This is a genomic window from Melaminivora alkalimesophila (assembly GCF_000282995.1).
Lineage (GTDB): Bacteria > Pseudomonadota > Gammaproteobacteria > Burkholderiales > Burkholderiaceae_C > Melaminivora > Melaminivora alkalimesophila.
This window is the reverse complement of sequence record NZ_ALEE01000262.1, coordinates 1-18,700: the sequence shown is the minus strand read 5'-3', so window position 1 is coordinate 18,700 and position 18,700 is coordinate 1. Positions and strand designations below refer to the sequence as shown.

General features: G+C 67.8%; 17 protein-coding genes. 10 read left to right on the top strand and 7 right to left on the bottom strand.

Annotated elements, in window-relative coordinates; all coding sequences use genetic code 11:
* The 8 genes from mreC to A612_RS04790 all read left to right on the top strand — a co-directional run.
* On the top strand, nt 1–803 hold an 803-nt coding region (gene mreC, locus A612_RS04825), incomplete at its 5' end, for a rod shape-determining protein MreC (RefSeq protein ID WP_019373410.1).
* Nucleotides 800–1,318 carry a rod shape-determining protein MreD gene (gene mreD / locus A612_RS04820; protein WP_019373409.1) on the top strand — a complete coding sequence of 173 codons (519 nt, stop codon included), beginning with the start codon at nt 800–802 and terminating at the stop codon, nt 1,316–1,318. The genes mreC and mreD, both read left to right, overlap by 4 nt.
* 8 nt (nt 1,319–1,326) lie before the next feature.
* Nucleotides 1,327–3,276 carry a penicillin-binding protein 2 gene (gene mrdA / locus A612_RS04815; protein WP_019373408.1) on the top strand — a complete coding sequence of 650 codons (1,950 nt, stop codon included), beginning with the start codon at nt 1,327–1,329 and terminating at the stop codon, nt 3,274–3,276.
* Nucleotides 3,277–3,434: 158 nt separating this feature from the next.
* Nucleotides 3,435–4,070 carry an N-6 DNA methylase gene (locus A612_RS04810; protein ID WP_040436094.1) on the top strand — a complete coding sequence of 212 codons (636 nt, stop codon included), beginning with the start codon at nt 3,435–3,437 and terminating at the stop codon, nt 4,068–4,070.
* A gap of 60 nt (nt 4,071–4,130) precedes the next feature.
* Nucleotides 4,131–5,297 carry an ImmA/IrrE family metallo-endopeptidase gene (locus A612_RS04805; protein ID WP_019373406.1) on the top strand — a complete coding sequence of 389 codons (1,167 nt, stop codon included), beginning with the start codon at nt 4,131–4,133 and terminating at the stop codon, nt 5,295–5,297.
* Nucleotides 5,294–5,791, top strand: a complete 498-nt coding sequence (locus tag A612_RS04800; protein ID WP_019373405.1) for a DUF4411 family protein — start codon at nt 5,294–5,296, stop codon at nt 5,789–5,791. The genes A612_RS04805 and A612_RS04800 overlap by 4 nt, the downstream gene beginning before the upstream one ends.
* Nucleotides 5,788–7,455 (top strand): Eco57I restriction-modification methylase domain-containing protein, encoded by a 1,668-nt coding sequence (locus tag A612_RS04795; RefSeq protein WP_019373404.1) that lies wholly within the window; start codon nt 5,788–5,790, stop codon nt 7,453–7,455. The genes A612_RS04800 and A612_RS04795 overlap by 4 nt, the downstream gene beginning before the upstream one ends.
* Nucleotides 7,436–9,988: a DEAD/DEAH box helicase family protein gene (locus tag A612_RS04790; protein ID WP_019373403.1), complete on the top strand. Its 2,553-nt coding sequence runs from the start codon at nt 7,436–7,438 to the stop codon at nt 9,986–9,988. Before A612_RS04795 ends, A612_RS04790 begins: the two co-directional genes overlap by 20 nt.
* A 22-nt stretch (nt 9,989–10,010) precedes the next feature.
* On the opposite strand, the gene A612_RS04785 is transcribed toward A612_RS04790, so the two are convergent.
* From A612_RS04785 to A612_RS04755, 7 genes are all read right to left on the bottom strand, one after another.
* The gene (locus A612_RS04785) at nt 10,011–10,907 is read right to left on the bottom strand and encodes a DMT family transporter (RefSeq protein WP_019373402.1); all 897 of its coding nucleotides are present in this window, start codon (nt 10,905–10,907) and stop codon (nt 10,011–10,013) included.
* A gap of 62 nt (nt 10,908–10,969) precedes the next feature.
* Nucleotides 10,970–11,713 carry an amino acid ABC transporter ATP-binding protein gene (locus A612_RS04780; RefSeq protein ID WP_019373401.1) on the bottom strand — a complete coding sequence of 248 codons (744 nt, stop codon included), beginning with the start codon at nt 11,711–11,713 and terminating at the stop codon, nt 10,970–10,972.
* The gene (locus A612_RS04775) at nt 11,710–12,492 is read right to left on the bottom strand and encodes an amino acid ABC transporter permease (protein WP_040436093.1); all 783 of its coding nucleotides are present in this window, start codon (nt 12,490–12,492) and stop codon (nt 11,710–11,712) included. Before A612_RS04775 ends, A612_RS04780 begins: the two co-directional genes overlap by 4 nt.
* Before the next feature lie 69 nt (nt 12,493–12,561).
* Nucleotides 12,562–13,326, bottom strand: coding sequence for an ABC transporter substrate-binding protein (locus A612_RS04770; RefSeq protein WP_019373399.1), 765 nt, complete (start codon nt 13,324–13,326; stop codon nt 12,562–12,564).
* Between the two features lie 189 nt (nt 13,327–13,515).
* Complete coding sequence (rocF, locus tag A612_RS04765) at nt 13,516–14,427, bottom strand: arginase (protein WP_019373398.1); 912 nt, start codon at nt 14,425–14,427, stop codon at nt 13,516–13,518.
* 39 nt (nt 14,428–14,466) lie between these two features.
* The gene (locus A612_RS04760) at nt 14,467–15,225 is read right to left on the bottom strand and encodes a sulfite exporter TauE/SafE family protein (protein ID WP_019373397.1); all 759 of its coding nucleotides are present in this window, start codon (nt 15,223–15,225) and stop codon (nt 14,467–14,469) included.
* A gap of 236 nt (nt 15,226–15,461) precedes the next feature.
* Nucleotides 15,462–17,150 (bottom strand): GMC family oxidoreductase, encoded by a 1,689-nt coding sequence (locus tag A612_RS04755; RefSeq protein ID WP_019373396.1) that lies wholly within the window; start codon nt 17,148–17,150, stop codon nt 15,462–15,464.
* A gap of 167 nt (nt 17,151–17,317) precedes the next feature.
* On the opposite strand from A612_RS04755, the gene A612_RS04750 reads away from it, so the two are divergent.
* Nucleotides 17,318–18,445 carry an MlaE family ABC transporter permease gene (locus tag A612_RS04750; protein WP_019373395.1) on the top strand — a complete coding sequence of 376 codons (1,128 nt, stop codon included), beginning with the start codon at nt 17,318–17,320 and terminating at the stop codon, nt 18,443–18,445.
* A 4-nt stretch (nt 18,446–18,449) separates the two neighbouring features.
* Nucleotides 18,450–18,700 (top strand): ATP-binding cassette domain-containing protein (locus A612_RS04745; protein WP_040436092.1); only part of this gene is annotated, 251 nt, incomplete at its 3' end.

The window sequence follows — 18,700 nt, the reverse complement described above, 5'->3', positions numbered from 1 at the left end:
GGCTGGCGCTGCAGCCGGTGCAGCTGGCAGGGAGCGGGCTCGGCTACCTGAAGACACTGCAGCAGACCCAGCAGGGGCTCGACGAGGCCGAGCGGCGCATGGCACAGATGGCGGTGCAGACGGCGCTGGCCGAGGAGCTGGCGCGCGAGAATGCCCAGCTGCGCGAGCTGCTGGCGCTGCGCGCGCGCCTGGAGACACCGGCCCAGGCTGCGCAGGTGCTCTACGACGCGGCCGACCCTTACACCCGGCGCGTGGTCATCGACCAGGGCCAGGTGGCGGGCGTCGAGCCGGGCGCGCCGGTGGTCGATGCGCTGGGCGTGCTCGGGCAGGTGACGCGCGTGCACCCGCTGCTGGCCGAAGTGACGCTGCTGGTCGATCGCGACCAGGCCATTCCGGTGCTGAACGTGCGCACCGGCGCGCGCAGCGTGGCCTACGGCGACCCGGCCGCCACGCAGGGCGGCGGCCTGGAGCTGCGCTTCACCCCGGGCAACGCCGACGTGCAGGAGGGCGACCTGCTGACCACCAGCGGGCTCGATGGCGTCTACCCGCCCGGCCTGCCGGTGGCGCGCGTCACGCGCGTGGAGCGGCGCGCGGATTCCACCTTCGCGCGCATCTGGTGCGAGCCGCTGGCGCGCATGGACGGTGCGCGCCACGTGATGGTGCTCAAGCCGCCGGCGCCCGAGCTGGCAGGCCCACCCGCGCCCGAGCCGCCCGCGTCCGCCCAGGGGCGCAGGCCGCGCGAGCGCGCCGGTGACGGCCCCGGCTCGGCACGCGGCGCGCGCAAGGCGGAGGGCCGGCCATGATCATGCCGCGTGGCCAGCCGCTGCTGCTGCCGGTGCGCCCGGCCTTCATCACCTTCAGCCTGCTGCTGGCCTTGCTGCTGGACATGCTGCCGCTCGGGCGCGTCGTCTGGACGCCCGACTGGCTGATGCTGCTGCTGGTCTTTTGGGGCATGCACCAGCCCCAGCGCGTGGGCATGGGCCTGGCCTTCCTGCTGGGGCTGGCGATCGACGTGCAGCAGGCGGCGCTGCTCGGCCAGCATGCGCTGGTCTATGCGGCGCTGGTCTTTGCCGCCCAGGCGGCGGCGCGGCGCGTGCTGTGGTTCGGCAGCGTGTCGCAGGCACTGCAGCTGGCGCCGCTGTTCTTCGCGGCGCACGCGCTCGAGCTGGCGCTGCGCCTGGTCGCCGGCGGGGTCTTTCCTGGGCTGGAGGTGGCCATTGCGCCGCTGCTGGAGACGCTGCTGTGGCCTTTGGCGAGCTGGCTGCTGCTGGCGCCGCAGCGCCGCCCGCCCGACCAGGACGACAACCGCCCGCTGTGAGCTGAGCCATGACCGAGGTGCGCAATGTCGAGGCCGACGCCTGGCAATTTCGCCTGCGCGTGTTCGCCATGGGCCTGCTGGTGCTGCTGGCTTTCGGGCTGATCGCGGCGCGGCTGTACGTGCTGCAGGTGGTGCGCTACGAGGGCCTGGCCCACCAGGCGGAGAGCAACCGCACGGCGGTGGTGCCGATCGTGCCCAACCGCGGCCTGATCCTGGACAGGAACGGCGTGGTGCTGGCCACCAACTACTCGGCCTACACGCTGGAGATCACGCCCTCGCGCGTCGCCGACCTGGAGGCGACCATCGACGAGCTGGCAGCGATCGTCGACATCCAGCCGCGCGACCGGCGCCGTTTCAAGCGCCTGCAGGCCGACTCGCGCAGCTTTGATTCCCTGCCGATCCGCACACGCCTGTCCGACGACGAGGTGGCGCGCTTTGCCGCGCAGCGCTGGCGCTTTCCCGGGGTGGACATCAAGGCGCGGCTGTTTCGCACCTACCCGCTGGGCGAGGTGGCGAGCCACGCCATCGGCTACATCGGGCGCATCAACCAGCGCGAGAAAGAGCGCATCGAGGACTCCGAGGAGGCGGCCAACTACCGCGGCACCGACTACATCGGCAAGCTCGGCGTGGAGCAGAGTTTCGAGTCCACGCTGCATGGCCAGACCGGCGTGGAGCGCCTGGAGACCTCGGCCGGTGGGCGCGCCGTGCGCCGCCTGGACAGCCAGCCGGCCACGCCCGGCAACACCGTGATGCTGTCGCTGGACATCAAGCTGCAAAAGCTCGTGGAAGACCTGTTCGGCGAGCGCCGCGGCGCGCTGGTGGCGCTCGATCCGAGGAACGGCGAGGTGCTGGCGCTGGTCTCCAAGCCGACCTTCGATCCGAACCTGTTCGTCGAGGGCATCGACCAGGAAAACTGGCAGGCGCTCAACGAGTCCATCAACAAGCCGCTGCTGAACCGTGCGCTGCGCGGTGCCTACCCGCCGGGCTCGACCTACAAGCCCTTCATGGCGCTGGCGGCGCTGGAGACCGGCAAGCGCGCGGCGAACGTGGTGGTGAACGATCCGGGCTACTTCAACTACGGGGGGCGCAGCTTCCGCAGCCACGAGGGAGGCCTGGGCGGTGTCGACATGCACCGCGCCATCCAGTATTCGAGCAACACCTACTTCTATTCGCTGGCGGTGGAGATGGGCGTGGACCTGATCCACGACTTCATGGCGCCGCTGGGCTTCGGGCAGATCACCGGCATCGACCTCGGCGGCGAGGTGCGCGGCGTGCTGCCCAGCACTGAATGGAAGCGAAACGCCTACAAGCGCCCGGAGGCCAAGCGCTGGTACCCGGGCGAGACCGTGTCGCTGGGCATCGGCCAGGGCTACAACAACTTCACCATGCTGCAGCTGGCCGTGGCCGAGGCGACGCTCGCCAACGGCGGCACGCGCCACCGGCCGCACCTGATCAAGGCGGTGAAGGACCAGGTCACGGGCGAGGTCACGCAGGTGGAGCAGCCGCCGGGCGTGAACCTGGGCTACAAGCCGCGCCACGTGGAGATCATTCGCCGGGCGCTGCAGGCCGTCAACGAGGCCGGCACTGGGCGGCGCGTGTTCGCCGGCGCTCCCTACACCTCGGCCGGCAAGACCGGCACGGCGCAGGCCGTGGCCTGGGCGCAAGGCACCCGCTACAACGCCAAGCTGCTGGCCGAGCACCAGCGCGACCATTCGCTCTACGCCGCCTTCGCGCCGGTGGACGATCCGCGCATCGCGGTGGCCGTGATCGTGGAGAACGCGGGCTTTGGCGCCGCCGCCGCCGCGCCCATCACGCGGCGCGTGTTCGACTACTGGCTCGCTGGCCTCTACCCGAGCGAGGAGGACATCGCCGCCGTCGCCCGAGGGCAGGCGGCCGCGCCGATCGGCACGCCGCGCCGGGTGGAGGACGTGCCGGTGGTGCCGACGGTGGCGCCCTGAAGACTGCGCCCAAGGGGAAGTGCCTGACGGGATGCCTTGGGAGGGCTTCTTCCGTAGCGCTCCTCGCTTGGCTCTGCGCGCCTGAGGGGCCCAGAAGTGTCCAAGATAGTCCATGATCGGGCGTACTGTTTCCGAGCGCCGCCCGTGCCTTCCGTTCCATGAATCTCGTCAAGTCCCGTCAACGCGTCGCCGACCACGGAGAGGTCTTCACTCCCTCCTGGATGGTTGAAGCCATGCTCGATCTCGTCAAGGGAGAGACCGAGCGCATCGATGCGCGCTTCCTGGAGCCAGCGTGTGGCAGCGGCAACTTCCTGGTTCCTATCGTGCGGCGCAAGCTGAGCGCTGTCGAGCTCAAGTACGGCGCGAGCGAATTCGAGCGGCGCCACTATGCCCTGCTGGCGCTGATGAGCGTCTACGGCATCGAGCTGCTGGCCGACAACATCCTGGAATGTCGCGACAACGTATTGGCTGTCTTTGCCGAATATCTGGATCTGGGCGAGGACGATGCCCTGTACCGGGCAGCGCTGTTCGTGCTGTCGCTCAACTTGGTGCATGGCGATGCGCTGACCATGTCCGACACCCACGGTGTACCCATCACCTTTGCCGAGTGGGGCTACCTGGGCCGGGGCAGATACCAGCGACGCGACTTTCGTTTCGACAACCTGACGCACGCCGCCTCCTACAGCGCCGAGGGGTCACTCTTTGCCGACCTGGGCAAACACGAGATCTTCACGCCTGTAAAGACCTACCCTCCCATGGGCGTGAGTGAAATGGCAGCCCTGGCAACTGTTTGAAGTATCCGCACCGGATATAAGGTGCATGTTTGTGTAACTGTCTGAGGAGAAGGGAAACCCGTGAGCAGCAGCGCCATTGCCGCCTCCGTTCCCGTGCTGCGTTGGGCTGCGCAGCGCGCTCGCCTGGACGATGCCAGTCTCACACGCCGCTTCGCCAAGTGGCCCTTGTGGCTCAGTGGCGCGGCGCAGCCCACGCTCAAGCAGCTGGAAGACTTCGCCCGGCTGACACACACCGCCATCGGCTACTTTTTTCTGCCCGAGCCACCCGCGTTGCCCCTGCCGGTGCCGGACTTTCGTACGCTGCGTGACGCTGCGCTGGCCCAGCCCAGCAGCGAGTTGCTGGACATGCTCTACCTGTGTCAGCAGCGCCAGGCTTGGTACCACGACCATGCGCGTCTGCATGGACATCCTCCCTTGTCCTTCATCGGCAGCGCCCGCACGGACGAGCCGGCGCACGCCGTCGCGCAGCGGCTGCGCGAAGCCCTGGATTTGAGCGCCGCCGCACGCCGCCAATGGCCGTCTTGGAACGAGGCCTTGCGCCAGCTGATCGCTCGGGCCGAAGGCATCGGCATCTTGGTCATGACCAGCTCCGTCGTCGGCAGCAGCAGCCACCGCAGGCTGGATGTGGGCGAATTCCGTGGCTTTGCGCTGGCGGACGCACACGCACCCTTGATCTTTTTGAACGGCAGCGACAGCAAAGCCGCACAAATGTTCACGCTGGCCCATGAGCTGGCGCACCTGTGGCTGGGGGCCACGGGCGTATCCGACCCTCAGGCGGGTGCGGTGCCCGAGCAGTTCACCGAGCGCTGGTGCAACCAGGTTGCCGCCGAGCTGCTGATGCCCATGCAGGAGCTGCATGGCGCTTACCAGCAGGGCCAACAGATTCCCGAGCAAATACAGCGCTTGGCGCGCGAGTTCAAGGTCAGCACGCTGGTGGCCCTACGCCGCCTGTACGACGCAGGTTACATCAGCGAAGCCACCTTGTGGCGCCACTACCGCCAGGAGCAGGAACGCCTGCACGCGCTGCGCGAGCGAGAGCGCGACGCAGGTGGCGGCGGCGACTTCTACCGCAGCCTGGGGGCGCGCAGCAGCAAGCGCTTCACGCAGGCACTTGTGTCCAGCACCCTGGAAGGGCTTACCTCCTTCTCTGAAGCCTTCCGTCTGTTGGGCGTGAAAAAGAGCGCCACCTTCTACCAAGTGGCGCAGGAGTTCGGAGTGGTCGCATGAGCTACCTGTTGGACTCCAACGTTTTCATATCAGCCAAGCACCTGCATTACGGTTTGGATTTTTGTCCCGCGTTCTGGGACTGGCTGACGCACCATGGTCATACCGGAAGGGTGTGCAGCATAGACAAGGTGTCCGACGAAATCCAGGCGGGTCAGGACGAGCTGAGCGAATGGGCCAAGCACCGGGGCCAGACCCTGTTTCGACGAACGCCACCGACGCTGGCTCCGCAATTCGCACAAGTCAGCGAATGGGTCGTCAGCCAAGGCTACACGCCAGCGGCCATCAATACCTTTTTTTTTCAGGTCGCAGACTACTATCTCGTCGCCCATGCGCTCGCAGGGGACCATGTGCTGGTCACCCATGAGACGCTGGCAAACTCCCCTGGACGCATCAAAATACCCAACGTCTGCCTGGGCCTGGGAGTCCGCTACATGACGCCCTACCAGATGCTGCGCACTGAACAGGCACGTTTCGTTCTCGCCAACCCCGCATGAGCGCCCTGCTGCACTCCCTCCAAGCCCCCTTCGCCTTGCATGGCCGCAACCCCGACGTGCTGGACTGCATTGCCAACCTGAGCAACGACGAGGTCTTCACGCCGCCGCAGTTTGCCAACCGGATGCTCGACACTCTGGCCGAGGCCTGGGCGGCCGCGCATGGCGGCGCCAGCATCTGGGAAAACGCGGAGGTGCGCTTTCTCGACCCCTGCACCAAAAGCGGCGTGTTTCTGCGCGAGATCACCCGCAGGCTGGTGCAGGGACTTGCGGGGCAGATCCCGGACTTGCAGGAGCGGGTAAACCATATCCTGAGAAGACAGGTGTTCGGCATAGGCATCACGCGCCTGACCGCTCTGCTGGCGCGGCGTAGCGTGTATTGCAGCAAGCGTGCCAATGGGCGGCACTCCATCGTGCAGGGGTTCGAGGGTGAAGCCGGGCATATCTGGTTCGAGCGCACTGAGCACGACTGGGAAAGAGGCAAATGCCGGTATTGCGGGGCCAGCCAGGCGGCGTTGGACCGGGGCGTGGAGCTGGAAAGCCACGCCTATGCCTTTATTCATACAGATGATATCAAGGTCCGCATGCATGAGTTGTTTGAGGAAGAGATGCAATTTGACGTAATTATCGGCAACCCGCCGTACCAGTTGAGCGATGGTGGGCATGGGGTGAGCGCCGCGCCGATCTATCAAAAATTCGTCGAACAAGCGAAAGCGCTCGACCCTCGCTACCTGACGATGGTGATTCCATCGCGTTGGTTCACCGGTGGCAAAGGTCTGGACGAATTCCGCGAGGCCATGCTGACGGACGACCGCGTGCGCGTCATCAACGACTATCTCACCGCTTCCGACGTATTCCCTGGTGTGGGGCTGAAAGGTGGCGTTTGCTATTTCTTGTGGGAGCGTGACAATCCCGGTCTGTGTGAGGTGGCAACACATTTTAAGGATTGGCCCGTCTCAACTGCTATCCGCCCTTTGCTAGAGCCGGGTGCCGACGTATTCGTTCGCTTCAACGAGGGCTTATCCATCCTGCGGAAAGTCATGGCTTTGGAGTGTGGCACTACGGAAACATTAGCGTTACCTCGGGAGAAACGCTTTGATGAGTTAGTCAGTTCTCTCCGTCCGTTCGGGCTTAGGACGTTTTTCAAGGGAAATAGTAAACGCAGAGTTGGCGATTTGGCGATTTATCAAAACGGCGGTGTTGGCTACATAGCCCCAGCCGACGTTCCCACTGGGCACGAGCTGATCGATCATTGGAAAATCTACATCGGCCGTGCAGCGCCGGGAACGGGAAACCGCGACACCTATCCGCATCGCATATTAAGCACGCCGTTCATTGGCGAGCCAGGCAGCATCTGCTCCGAGACCTATTTGTGCATTGGTCCGTTCGCCTCGCAATCCGAGGCCGAAAGTGCTCTAAGCTATCTCGCCTGTCGTCTGACACGCCTGCTCATTTTGCTGCACAAGCCGTCGCAAGACACTACGCGTCGTGTCTATACCTTTGTCCCCATCCAGGACTGGTCGCGTCGTTGGAGCGATGCCGATTTATATTCCAAGTACGGCATCAGTGACAGTGAAATCGAGTTCATCGAAAAAATCGTGCGTCCGATGGATTTGAGTGCCAATTTATTCGGTGAGGTTTCGGTCGATGAAGATGCTGATGAATAGACCGACGATCGACGTCCTCCTGCCCCCGAAGCCCGCAACCTGCCCCCGCCTGTACGCCTACTCCATTGCCGACGATGCCCACGCCGGCTTGCTGAAAATCGGTCAGACCACGCGCGACGTGCGCCAGCGCGTGGCCGAGCAGCTGCGCACGGCGGCAATCACCAATTTCCGCATCGAAATGGATGAACCCGCCGAGCGTGCCGATGGCAGCGTGATCACTGACCACGAATTGCGCGCCGCCCTTGAGCGTCGGGGCTGTGAGCGGGCGCAGCTCGAATGGATGCGCTGCACGCTGGCGGACGTGCAGACCGCGCTGGCCGAGTTGCGCAGCCGCCGCCCCTTGAGCGGCACGCACCACCAGAGCTTCCCGATGCGCGACGAGCAGGCGCAGGCCGTGCGCAAGACGCTGCACTACTACCAATCCATCTGGGCCGAGGATCCTGCCGCCGTGCCGCGCTTCCTGTGGAATGCCAAGATGCGCTTTGGCAAGACCTTCACCGCCTACCAGCTGGCCCGGCAGATGCAGGCGCGTCGCGTGCTGGTGCTCACTTTCAAGCCGGCGGTGGAAGACGCTTGGCAGACCGATCTGGAAAGCCACCAGGATTTCGACGGTTGGCAATATCTCTCACGTGCTACCGGGGGCGACCCGACACAGGTGGACCGCACGCGCCCGGTGGTCTACTTCGGCTCGTTTCAGGACTTGCTGGGGCGCGAGGCGGGCACCGGCAACATCAAGGCACGCAATGAGTGGCTGCACGCGGTGAACTGGGATCTGGTGGTATTTGACGAGTACCACTTCGGCGCTTGGCGAGATTCAGCGAAGGAGCTGTTCGAGGGCGAGGACGAGGCCGAGGCGCGCGCTTCCAGGAAAGGGGAGGAAGCGCTGGCCAGCGTGAATGAATCGCTGCACGAGCTGGCCGGGCGCGAGGCAGATTTCTTGCCGATCACCACGCGCGCTTACCTCTATTTGTCAGGAACGCCATTTCGGGCGTTGGCGACGGGCGAGTTCATCGAGGAGCAGATCTACAACTGGACCTACACCGACGAGCAACGCGCCAAGGCCGCCTATGCCGCGCGCTACCCTGGCCAGCGCAACCCCTACGCCGCGCTGCCCGAAATGCGCCTGCTGACCTACCAAATGCCCGATGAGCTGTTGGCAGTGGCCAGTGGCGGCGAATTCGACGAGTTCGATCTGAACGCGTTCTTCGAGGCCACAGGCACAGGAAAGGACGCGCAGTTCAAGCACAAAGACGATGTGCAGAAATGGCTGGACATCATCCGCGGCGGGCGCACGGCACAATCGGTGCAGGCGCTCAGGGCCGGTACGCGCCCGCCGCTGCCGTATTCGGACGTGCGATTGCTGCCATGGTTGCAGCATTCGTTCTGGTTTCTGCCCAATGTGGCTGCGTGCCACGCCATGGCCAATTTGCTGGCCGAGCGGCACAACACCTTCTGGCACGCCTATGAGGTCGTCGTCGCTGCCGGGGCGGGCGCAGGCATCGGCTTGCAGGCGCTGCCGCCTGTGCGCCGGGCGATCGGCAGCGGATTTCAGTCGCAGACCATCACCCTGTCGTGTGGCAAGCTGACCACCGGGGTCACGGTGGCGCAGTGGTCGTCCATCTTGATGCTGCGCAACCTGAAATCACCCGAAACCTACTTCCAAGCCGCATTTCGCGTCCAGTCGCCATGGGTCATTCGCAACCCCAACGGCGACAACCCCCACGAGGAGGAAATCCTCAAGCCAGTGTGTTTTGTGTTCGACTTCGCGCCGACACGGGCGCTGCGCCAGTTGTCGGAGTACGCCATCGGCCTGGCGCCCGGTGCCGCCAACCCGGAGGATGCCGTGCGCGATCTGGTGGCGTTTTTGCCGGTGCTGGCCTATGACGGCGCCAACATGGCGCAGATCGACGCCGGCGGTATTCTGGATATTGCCATGGCTGGCACTTCAGCCACGCTCTTGGCGCGCAAGTGGGAGAGCGCGCTGCTGGTGAATGTGGATAACGGTACCTTGCAGCGTGTGCTGGACAACCCGGAGGCGATGGCGGCGGTCGAGCGCATCGAGGGCTGGCGCAATCTGGGCGACAACATCATCGAGACCGTCATCAACCAGAGCGACAAGATCAAGGGCTTGAAGAAAAAGGCGAAGGAGCAGGGCGAGTTGTCGGGAAGCGACAAGCGCGAGCTGACCGAGGCGGAGCGCGAGTTCAAGTCCAAGCGCAAGCAAATCCAGGAAAAGCTGATCAAGTTCGCCACGCGCATCCCGGCCTTCATGTATCTGACGGACTTCCGCGAGAACAAGCTCCAGGATGTGATCACACGGCTGGAGCCCGATTTGTTTCTGGCGGTGACGGGGCTGACGGTGAAGGATTTCGACCTGCTGGTGCAGCTGCGCGTGTTCAACACCGAACAGATGAACCAGGCGGTCTTTGCCTTCAGGCGCTACGAGGATGCGTCCTTGTACTACACCGGTATCGAAAGCCACGCGGGACTGCGCCAGCTGGGCTTGTACGACACGGTCGTTGGAGTGGAATGAGCGGACCGCCAGCGCGGCCCGCTCAAGCGACGGGCGCCGGCGCGTTGCGCGCCGGCTGCAGCTGGCTCACGATCAGCGCCCCCACGATCAGCGCCGCGCCCGCCAAGCCGCTCAGCCCCAGCGTCTCCTTGATCAGCACCCAGGCGGTGGCGGCCGCGAACACCGGCTCCAGCCCGAAGACGATGGCGCTGCGCATGGCGTCCACGCGCTGCTGGCCCCAGGCCTGCAGCGTCACCACCACCACGCTGGCGACCACGCCCAGGTAGATGAGCGCCGCCAGCGCCGGGCCCGGCAGCGTGCCGAGGGAGTGCAAGGTGGTGGCAGCGCCGCCGTGGCGCACCAGCACCAACGCGGCCGCGGCGATGCACATCACCAGCGCCTGCATGGCCGCCAGGCGGGTGGCGCGCAGGGGCTGCGCGGCCGTGCGGCGCGCGCACTCCTCCAGCACCAGGATGTAGACGGCGTAGAACAGCGTGCTGGCGAGCGTCAGCGTATCGCCGAAGTTCCATGGCTCGTCCTCGTGGAACATCAGCATCATGCCGGCCAGCGCCATCGCGCACGCGCCCCACAGCGCCATCCCATAGCGCCGCCCGAGCACCACCATGGCCAAGAGCGGCACCACCAGCACGTTCAGCCCCGTGACGAAGGCATTGCGGTTGCTGCTGGTGCGTGCCAGCCCCTCGATCTGCAGCCAGAAGGCGAGGAACAGCAGCGCGCCGAGCAGCAACCCCCAGCGGCGCTCGGCGGCGCGCAGGCCGCGCCACATCGGCGCCAGCACCACGAGGGCGATGGCAAAGCGCGCCCAGATGATCTGCAGCGCGTCGAGCTGCGCCGACAGCAGCTTCATGGCCGGGAAGGTGGTGCCCCAGACGGCGACCACGACAAGGAGGGCGAGCAGGCCCTGGCGTTCGGAGCGCATGGTGGGAAACGAAGAAAGGGCCGGGCAGGGCGGCGCCGGAGGCCGGCCGCGCTGGCTGCAACTCAGGCGCTCATGCGCCGCAGGAAGGAGCGGATGCGTTCGTTGGCCGGGTTGGCGAAGAATTCCGCCGGCGGCGCGTCGTGCGCGATGCAGCCCTGGTCGAAGAACATGACCCGATCCGCCACCTCGCGCGCGAAGCCCATCTCGTGCGTGACCACGATCATGGTCATGCCGCCACGCGCCAGCTCCCGCATCACGTCCAGTACTTCCTGGACCATCTCCGGATCGAGTGCGCTGGTGGGCTCGTCGAACAGCATGACCTTCGGCTGCATCGCCAGCGCACGTGCGATTGCCACGCGCTGCTGCTGCCCGCCCGAAAGCTGCCAGGGGTACTTGTGGGCGTGGTCCTGCATGCCCACGCGCTTGAGCAGCGCCATGGCCCGCTCGTTGGCCTCGGCGCGCGGCGTGCGGTGGATGCGCCGCGGCGCCAGCGTCAGGTTGTCGAGCACCGTCAGGTGGCCGAACAGGTTGAACTGCTGGAACACCATGCCGACCTCGCAGCGCTGCGCCTGCAGCGTGCGCGCGTCGTCCGTCACCTCGACGCCGCCGATGGTGATCGAGCCGCTGTCGTGCGGCTCCAGGCGGTTGATGGCGCGCAGCAGCGTGCTCTTGCCCGAGCCCGAGGCGCCGATGATGGTCGTCACCTGGCCGGTGCAGAACTGGGTCGACACCCCTTTCAGAACCTCGTGGCTGCCAAAGGCCTTGCGCACGTCCTTGCAGACGATGTACGGGACGCCCGCGCTCACTTGACCTGGCCCTCCACGTCGAAGCGGTGCTCGATGGCGTGCGTCACCTGCGTCACCAGGGTGGTCAGGATCAGGTAGGTGATGGCCACCGTGGTCAGGGTCGCCACCGGCTGGAAGGTGGCGGATTGCACCCGGTTGCCGACGTTGGTCAGCTCGACCACGCCGATCACGTAGGCGAGCGAGGAATCCTTCAGGAGGGCGACGAAGTTGCTGACCAGCGGAGGCAGCGCGATCTTGAAGGCCTGCGGAAAGACCACGTCCAGGAACACGCGCGCACGCGGCAGCCCGAGTGCGCGCGCGGCCTCGGTCTGGCCGCGTGGCACGGCCAGCAGGCCGGCGCGGATGGCCTCGGCGTTGTAGGCGCCGACGTTCAGCCCGAGCGCGACCGCGGCGGCAGCGAAGTCCGGCAGGTTCAGCCCCGGCACCAGCACCGGCAGCGCGAAATAGACGAACAGGATCTGGACCAGCAGCGGCGTGCCGCGGATCGCCCAGATGTAGAAGCTGGCGACCCCGCGCAGCCACGCCAGGCGCGAGGTGCGCGCCAGCGCCGCCGCAGTGCCCAGCACCAGCCCGGCCAGGCCGGCGACCACGGTCAGCTCCAGCGTGGTCAGCGCGCCCTCGGCGAACAGCGCCGCGTTGGAGCCGATGGGTTCGGGAAAGAGCGAGAGCAGCCGCCCGAGCAGGGACAGCACGAGGGCCATCAGCACCAGGGCCGCCACCAGCGTTGCATTGCTGCGCTGGGGGCGGCTCCAGCGCGCGGGCCAGAGAGCGACAAGCATGAAATGGAGCGTAGCGCATGCACCCGGCCTGGTTCAGGCCCGGCGCACATGGCCGATGTCAGGAAGGGCTTACTTGCAGGTCACGTCTTCCTGGAAGTACTTCTGCGAGATCTTGCCGATGGTGCCGTCGGCGACCAGCGCCTGGAAGGCCTTGTTCCAGGCGTCGGCGAGCGACTGGTTGTCCTTCTTGACCGCGGCGGCGATCTTCTCGACGAACAGCAGCTCGCCGGTCTTGAAGCCGGCCTTGGGGGCTTTTTGCAGCATTTCCTTGGCGACGAAGCGGTCCGTCACCCAGGCGTCCACGCGCTTGGAGCCCAGCGCGCTGCGCGCGGCCTCGTCGGTGGGGAAGTTCTTCACGTCCTTGACGCCCGGCACTTCCTTGACGTGCTCCAGGTAGGAGGTGCCGGTCTGCACGGCGACGGTCTTGCCCGCCAGGTCGGCGGCGGTGCGGATCTCGGGCTTCAGCGAGACGATGATGCCGCCCGAGCAGTAGTGCGGGTCGGTGAAGGTCGCGGCCTTGGCGCGCTCCTCGGTGATGCCGTGCGAGGCGATCACCAGGTCCCAGCGGTCCTGGGCCAGGCCGGTGAGCAGGGCGTCGAAGCCGACGGTCTTCCACTCGTGCTTGAGGCCCATCTTCTTGACCACGGCCTCGGCCACCTCGATCTCGTAGCCGGTGAGCTCCTTGCCCTTGAAGAAGTTGAAGGGCGCGTACTGGCCCTCGGAGCCGAGGACGATGGTGCCGCTCTTTTCGATCTCGGCCAGCGGGCGGGCCTGTACGGCGGCTGCGGCGCACAGCGCCAGGGCGGCGGCGGCCAGGGTCTTGAGCATCTTCATGTGTGGTGGTCCTGCGGGTTGTGTCAGGTGCGGGCAAGCCCGGCGCGGCGGCTTGTCTGCCGCAAGGATCGCGCGCCCGGGCCGGGCCGGCGGCCGGGAGAGGGCTCTGCGAGAGGGTGGCGCATTATAGGGACCGGCCCTGGTCCGCTTGCATTGAGGCAAACCCGGGTCGCAAGAACTTCCCCGGCCTCAGCGCGGGCGCATCAGCGTGGACTTGCCGAACAGGCTCTCCAGCAGGTCCACGGCCAGCTCGGCGGTCTGGTTGCGCACGTCCAGGGCCGGGTTCAGCTCGACCAGGTCGGCCGAGGCCAGGCAGCCGCAGTCGGCCAGCATCTCCATGCACAGCTGCGTCTCGCGGTAGGTCAGGCCGCCGCGCACGTCGGTGCCCACGCCGGGCGCGACCGAAGGGTCCATGGCGTCCATGTCGAAGCTCACGTGCAGGTGGGTGTCGCCATCGACGCCTTCCAGCGCCGCCTGCATCACCGCGCGCATCCCCAGCTCGTCGATGGTGCGCATGTCGTAGACCTCGATGCCATGCTCGGCGACGAAGCGTTTCTCCACCGGGTCCACGCTGCGCACCCCGATCAGCGCGATCTCCCCGGCAGCCAGCGCCGTGCCTCCGGTCAGCTGTGACAGCGCATGCGGGCCGTGTCCGAGCAGGCACGCGACGGGCATGCCATGGATGTTGCCGCTGGGCGAGGTCTCGGGCGTGTTGGCGTCGGCGTGGGCATCGAACCACAATACCTTCAGGCGCTTGCCCCGGGCACGGCAGTGCGCGGCCACGGCGCTGATGGAGCCGATCGCCAGGCAGTGGTCGCCGCCCATGAGCAGCGGCAGCTCGCCCCGCGCCAGTGCCGCGGCGCCGGCATCGAACACCGCCCGGTTCCAGTGCACCACCTCGTCCAGGTGGCGAAAGCCGTCCTGGGGCAGCGCCTGCGGGTTGCCGGGGCCGTGCAGGTTGCCCGCGTCCTGCACCTGCAGGCCCAGGCCGCGCAGGGCGCGTGCGATGCCGGCGATGCGCAGCGCGTCCGGGCCCATGCTGGCGCCCAGCACGCTGGCGCCCACGTCGGTGGGCGCGCCGATCAGGGTCACGGTCGTCATCGGGTCCTCCTCGGGTTGGGTTCGGGACGAAGGGGCGGCTCAGCGCAGGAAGGCGTCGTAGCCGGTCTTGAGGATCAGCGCGCCCACCACGGCGATGAAGATGCCGCGCACGAAGCCGGCGCCGTGCTTGAGCGCCAGGTGGGCCCCCAGCACGCTGCCGACCACGTTGGCCACGGCCAGTGGCAGCGCGAAGTGCCACCATACATGGCCCTTGGCGGTGAACAGGAGCAGCGCCGACACGTTGGTCGCCAGGTTCAGCAGCTTGGCCGAGGCGGAGGCGTGCAGGAAATCGTAGCCCAGCACGCGCACGAACAGGAAGACGAAGAAGCTGCCCGTGCCCGGCCCGAAGAAGCCGTCGTAGAAGCCGATCCCCAGGCCGATGGCGCAGGCGGCGAGCGTCTCGGCGCGCCCGCCCAGGCGCGGCGCGTGGGTGCGCCCGAGGTCCTTGCGGGCCAGGGTGTAGGCCAAGAGGGCGACCAGCACCAGCGGCAGGAGTTTCCTGAGGAAATCCGCCGAGATCAGCGTCACCACCCAGGCCCCGGCCAGCGCGCCGGCAAAGCCTGCCGCGGTCGCCGGCAGCATGGCGCGCCAGCGCATCGTCACGCGCCGGCTGTACTGCACGGTGGCGATGCCCGTGCCCCAGATGGCGGCGCTCTTGTTGGTGCCCATGAGGGTGGCGGGCGCGGCGGCCGGAAAGGTGGCAAACAGCGCCGGCAGCAGGATCAGCCCACCGCCCCCGACGATCGCGTCCACGAAACCGGCCAGCAGCGAGGCCAGCGTGACGATGAGCCATTCCATGGGCGGAATTGTCGCACCGGGGCGGGCGGGGGCTGCCGTGCGTGGCGGCAATAAAAAAGGCACCTGGGTGGGCAGGTGCCTTGGGGGAGGGGCGCCTCGTGGCGGGCGCCGTTGAATCTTGGTGTTGTTGTGCGTGGTGTTGTCGTCTCCTCGGTCCCCTCGCTTGGCGTGCCGAGGCGCGCGTCGAGTGAAGCGACTGTAACCAGCACGGGCGCGGCCCGCAGCGGGGTTTTCCCTCAAGCGGCGGGCGCTGCCGCCTTGGCGCCCTGGCGGATCCACTGCGCCGCCATCTCCGCCATCATCAGGGTGGGGCTGTTGGTGTTGCCGCTGGTGATGGTGGGCATGGCGCTGGCGTCGACCACGCGCAGGCCCGCCACGCCGCGCACCCGCATCTGCGCGTCGAGCACCGCCATGGGGTCGCCATCCCGGCCCATGCGGGCGGTGCCGACGGGGTGGAAGATGGTGGTGGCGATGTCGCCCGCCAGGCGCGCGAGTTCCTCGTCGCTCTGGTACTGCGGGCCGGGCTTGTATTCCTCGGGCTGGTAGCGCGCCAGCGCCGGCTGGGCGGCGATGCGGCGCACCACGCGCAGGCTGTCGGCCGCCACCTGGCGGTCTTCGTCGGTGGAGAGGTAGTTGGGCGCGATGGCCGGCGCGTCCTCGAAGCGCGGGCTCCGGATGGTGACGCTGCCGCGGCTGCTGGGGTTCAGGTTGCACACGCTCGCGGTGAAGGCCGGGAAGCGGTGCAGCGGCTCGCCAAAGGCGTCCAGCGACAGGGGCTGGACGTGGAACTGGATGTTGGGGTGCGGCCGGTCGGCGCTGCTGCGCGTGAAGGCGCCGAGCTGCGAGGGCGCCATGCTCATCGGCCCGGTGCGGCGCAGGGCGTATTCCAGGCCGATGCGCGCCTTGCCGTAGAGCGTGCTGGCGAGCTGGTTGAGGGTTGGCGCGCCCTGCACCTTGTACACCGCGCGGATCTGCAGGTGGTCCTGCAGGTTCGCCCCCACGCCGCGCAGCTCGTGCAGCACCTCGATGCCGTGGCGCTTGAGCAGCGCGCCCGGGCCGATGCCCGACAGCTGCAGCAGCTGCGGCGAGTTGATGGCGCCGGCGCTCAGGATGACTTCGCGCGTGGCGTGCGCCGTGACCATCTCGCTGCCGGTCCAGACCTGCACGCCGGTGCAGCGCAGGCTGCCGTCTTCCTGGCGCGCGAGCAGCAGCCGCGTGGCCTGGGCGTGGGTCCACAGCTCGAAATTCGGTCGGCCGTAGCAGGTCGGGCGCAGGAAGGCCTTGGCGGTGTTCCAGCGCCAGCCGTTCTTCTGGTTGACCTCGAAGTAGCCCACACCCTCGTTGTCGCCGCCGTTGAAATCGTCGGTCGCGGGGATGCCCGCCTGTTGCGCCGCCTGGGCGAAGGCGTCCAGGATGTCCCAGCGCAGGCGCTGGCGTTCCACGCGCCACTCACCGCTGCTGCCGGTGCGCCGGTTGCCGTGCAGGCGCGCAAACGCCTCGTCGGCCTGGCCGGGCTGGTCCAGCCGCCAATGGTCCTCGTGGCGCCGGAAGGCCTGCAGCACGTTCTCCCAGCGCCAGGCCTCGTCACCCACCTGCTCGGCCCAGCCGTCGTAGTCGCGCGCCTGGCCGCGCATGTAGATCATGCCGTTGATGCTGCTGCAGCCGCCCAGCGTCTTGCCGCGCGGGTAGCGCAGGCGGCGCCCGTTCAGGCCGGCGTCGGGCTCGGTCTGGTAGAGCCAGTCGGTGCGCGGGTTGCCGATGCAGTACAGGTAGCCCACCGGCACGTGGATCCAGTGGTAGTCGTCCTTGCGGCCGGCCTCCAGCAGCAGCACGCGCTGGCTGCGCTCGGCGCTCAGCCGGTTGGCAAGCAGGGAGCCGGCGGTGCCGGCGCCGACGATGATGGTGTCGAAGGTGGTGTCGCTCATGGGGGCAGGGGCGGTGCGCGGTCGCCCGGGAGGCAGGCGCCCTCGCCATTGTGCGGCGGTTTGCGCGCTCGGGTACAGCCTTGCCCGGGGAGGCAGGCGGGGCGCCCGGGGCGTTTTTCCAACGGCGCCGCGGGGCCGGGCAACAGAATGTGCAAAACTGCCGTCCCATGTCCGGCCTGAACACGCCCACCGTCGTGCAGGAGCAGGGCGCCGCCGGGGCGCCCTGCGTGCGGGTGGCCGGCGACTGGGTGGCGGCGGCCTTCGCCGATCGCCGTGCCGCGCGGCGGCTGTTGCGCGAGCTGGGCGGCGCGGGGGGCGCCGGGGCAGCCTGGGATCTGGGCGGCCTGCGGCGCCTGGACCACGTGGGCGCGCAGCTCCTGTGGGACCACTGGGGGCAGCGCTGGCCGGCCGAGATCCAGATCGCCGAGGGCCCGCGCGCCATGATCGAGCGCGTGGCGGCGCTCACGACCGAGCGCCCGCCGCGCCCGCGCCGCTCGCTGGGCGATGCGGTGGACCGGCTGGGCGCGCAGGTGCTGCACGCGCTCGACCACTTCAAGCACCTGGTGCAGCTCATCGGCCAGCTGCACCTGGATGTGCTGCGCTTGCTGCGCCAGCCCCGGCGCGGGCCGTGGCGCGACATCTCCGGCCACCTGTACCGCATGGGCGCCACGGCGCTGCCCATCACGGCGCTGGTGGGCTTCCTGATCGGCGTGGTGCTGGCCTACCTGATGAGCCTGCAGCTGCGCCAGTTCGGCGCCGAGACCTTCATCGTCAACATCCTGGGCATCTCGCTGATCCGCGAACTGGGGCCGATGCTGGGCGCCATCCTGGTGGCCGGGCGCTCGGGCTCGGCCATCACGGCGCAGATCGGCGTGATGCGCGTGACCGAGGAGCTCGATGCGATGCGCGTGATGGGCATCCCGCACGGCTTTCGCCTCGTCATGCCGCGCGCGCTGGCGCTGGGGCTGGCGATGCCGCTGGTCGCGCTGTGGACCACGCTGGCGGCGCTGGGCGGCGGGATGCTGGCGGCGGACTTGGCGATGGGCATCTCGCCGGCCTATTTTGCGCAGGCGCTGCCGCCGGCGGTGGAGGTCTCGAACCTGTGGCTGGCGATGGCCAAGTCGGTGGTCTTCGGCGTGTTCATCGCCCTGATCGGCTGCCACTGGGGCCTGCGGGTCGAGCCCAACACGCAGAGCCTGGGGCAGGGCACGACGGCCTCGGTGGTCAGCGCCATCACCATGGTGATCATCGTGGACGCGCTGTTCGCGGTGGCCTTCAAGGACGTGGGATTCTGAGGCCATGGAGCGCACGCCAACCCCCGCCTCCGAAGCCCGGGCCGAGCCGGTGGTCGAGGTGCGCGACCTGGCAACCGTGTTCGGCAGGGGCGACGCCGCCTTCACCGTGCACGACCAGCTGCAGCTGACGGTGCGCCGCGGCGAGATCCTGTCGCTGGTCGGCGGCTCGGGCACGGGCAAGACCGTGCTGCTGCGCCACATCCTGGGCCTGACGGTGCCCACGCGCGGCAGCGTCACGGTGCTGGGGCGGCCCGC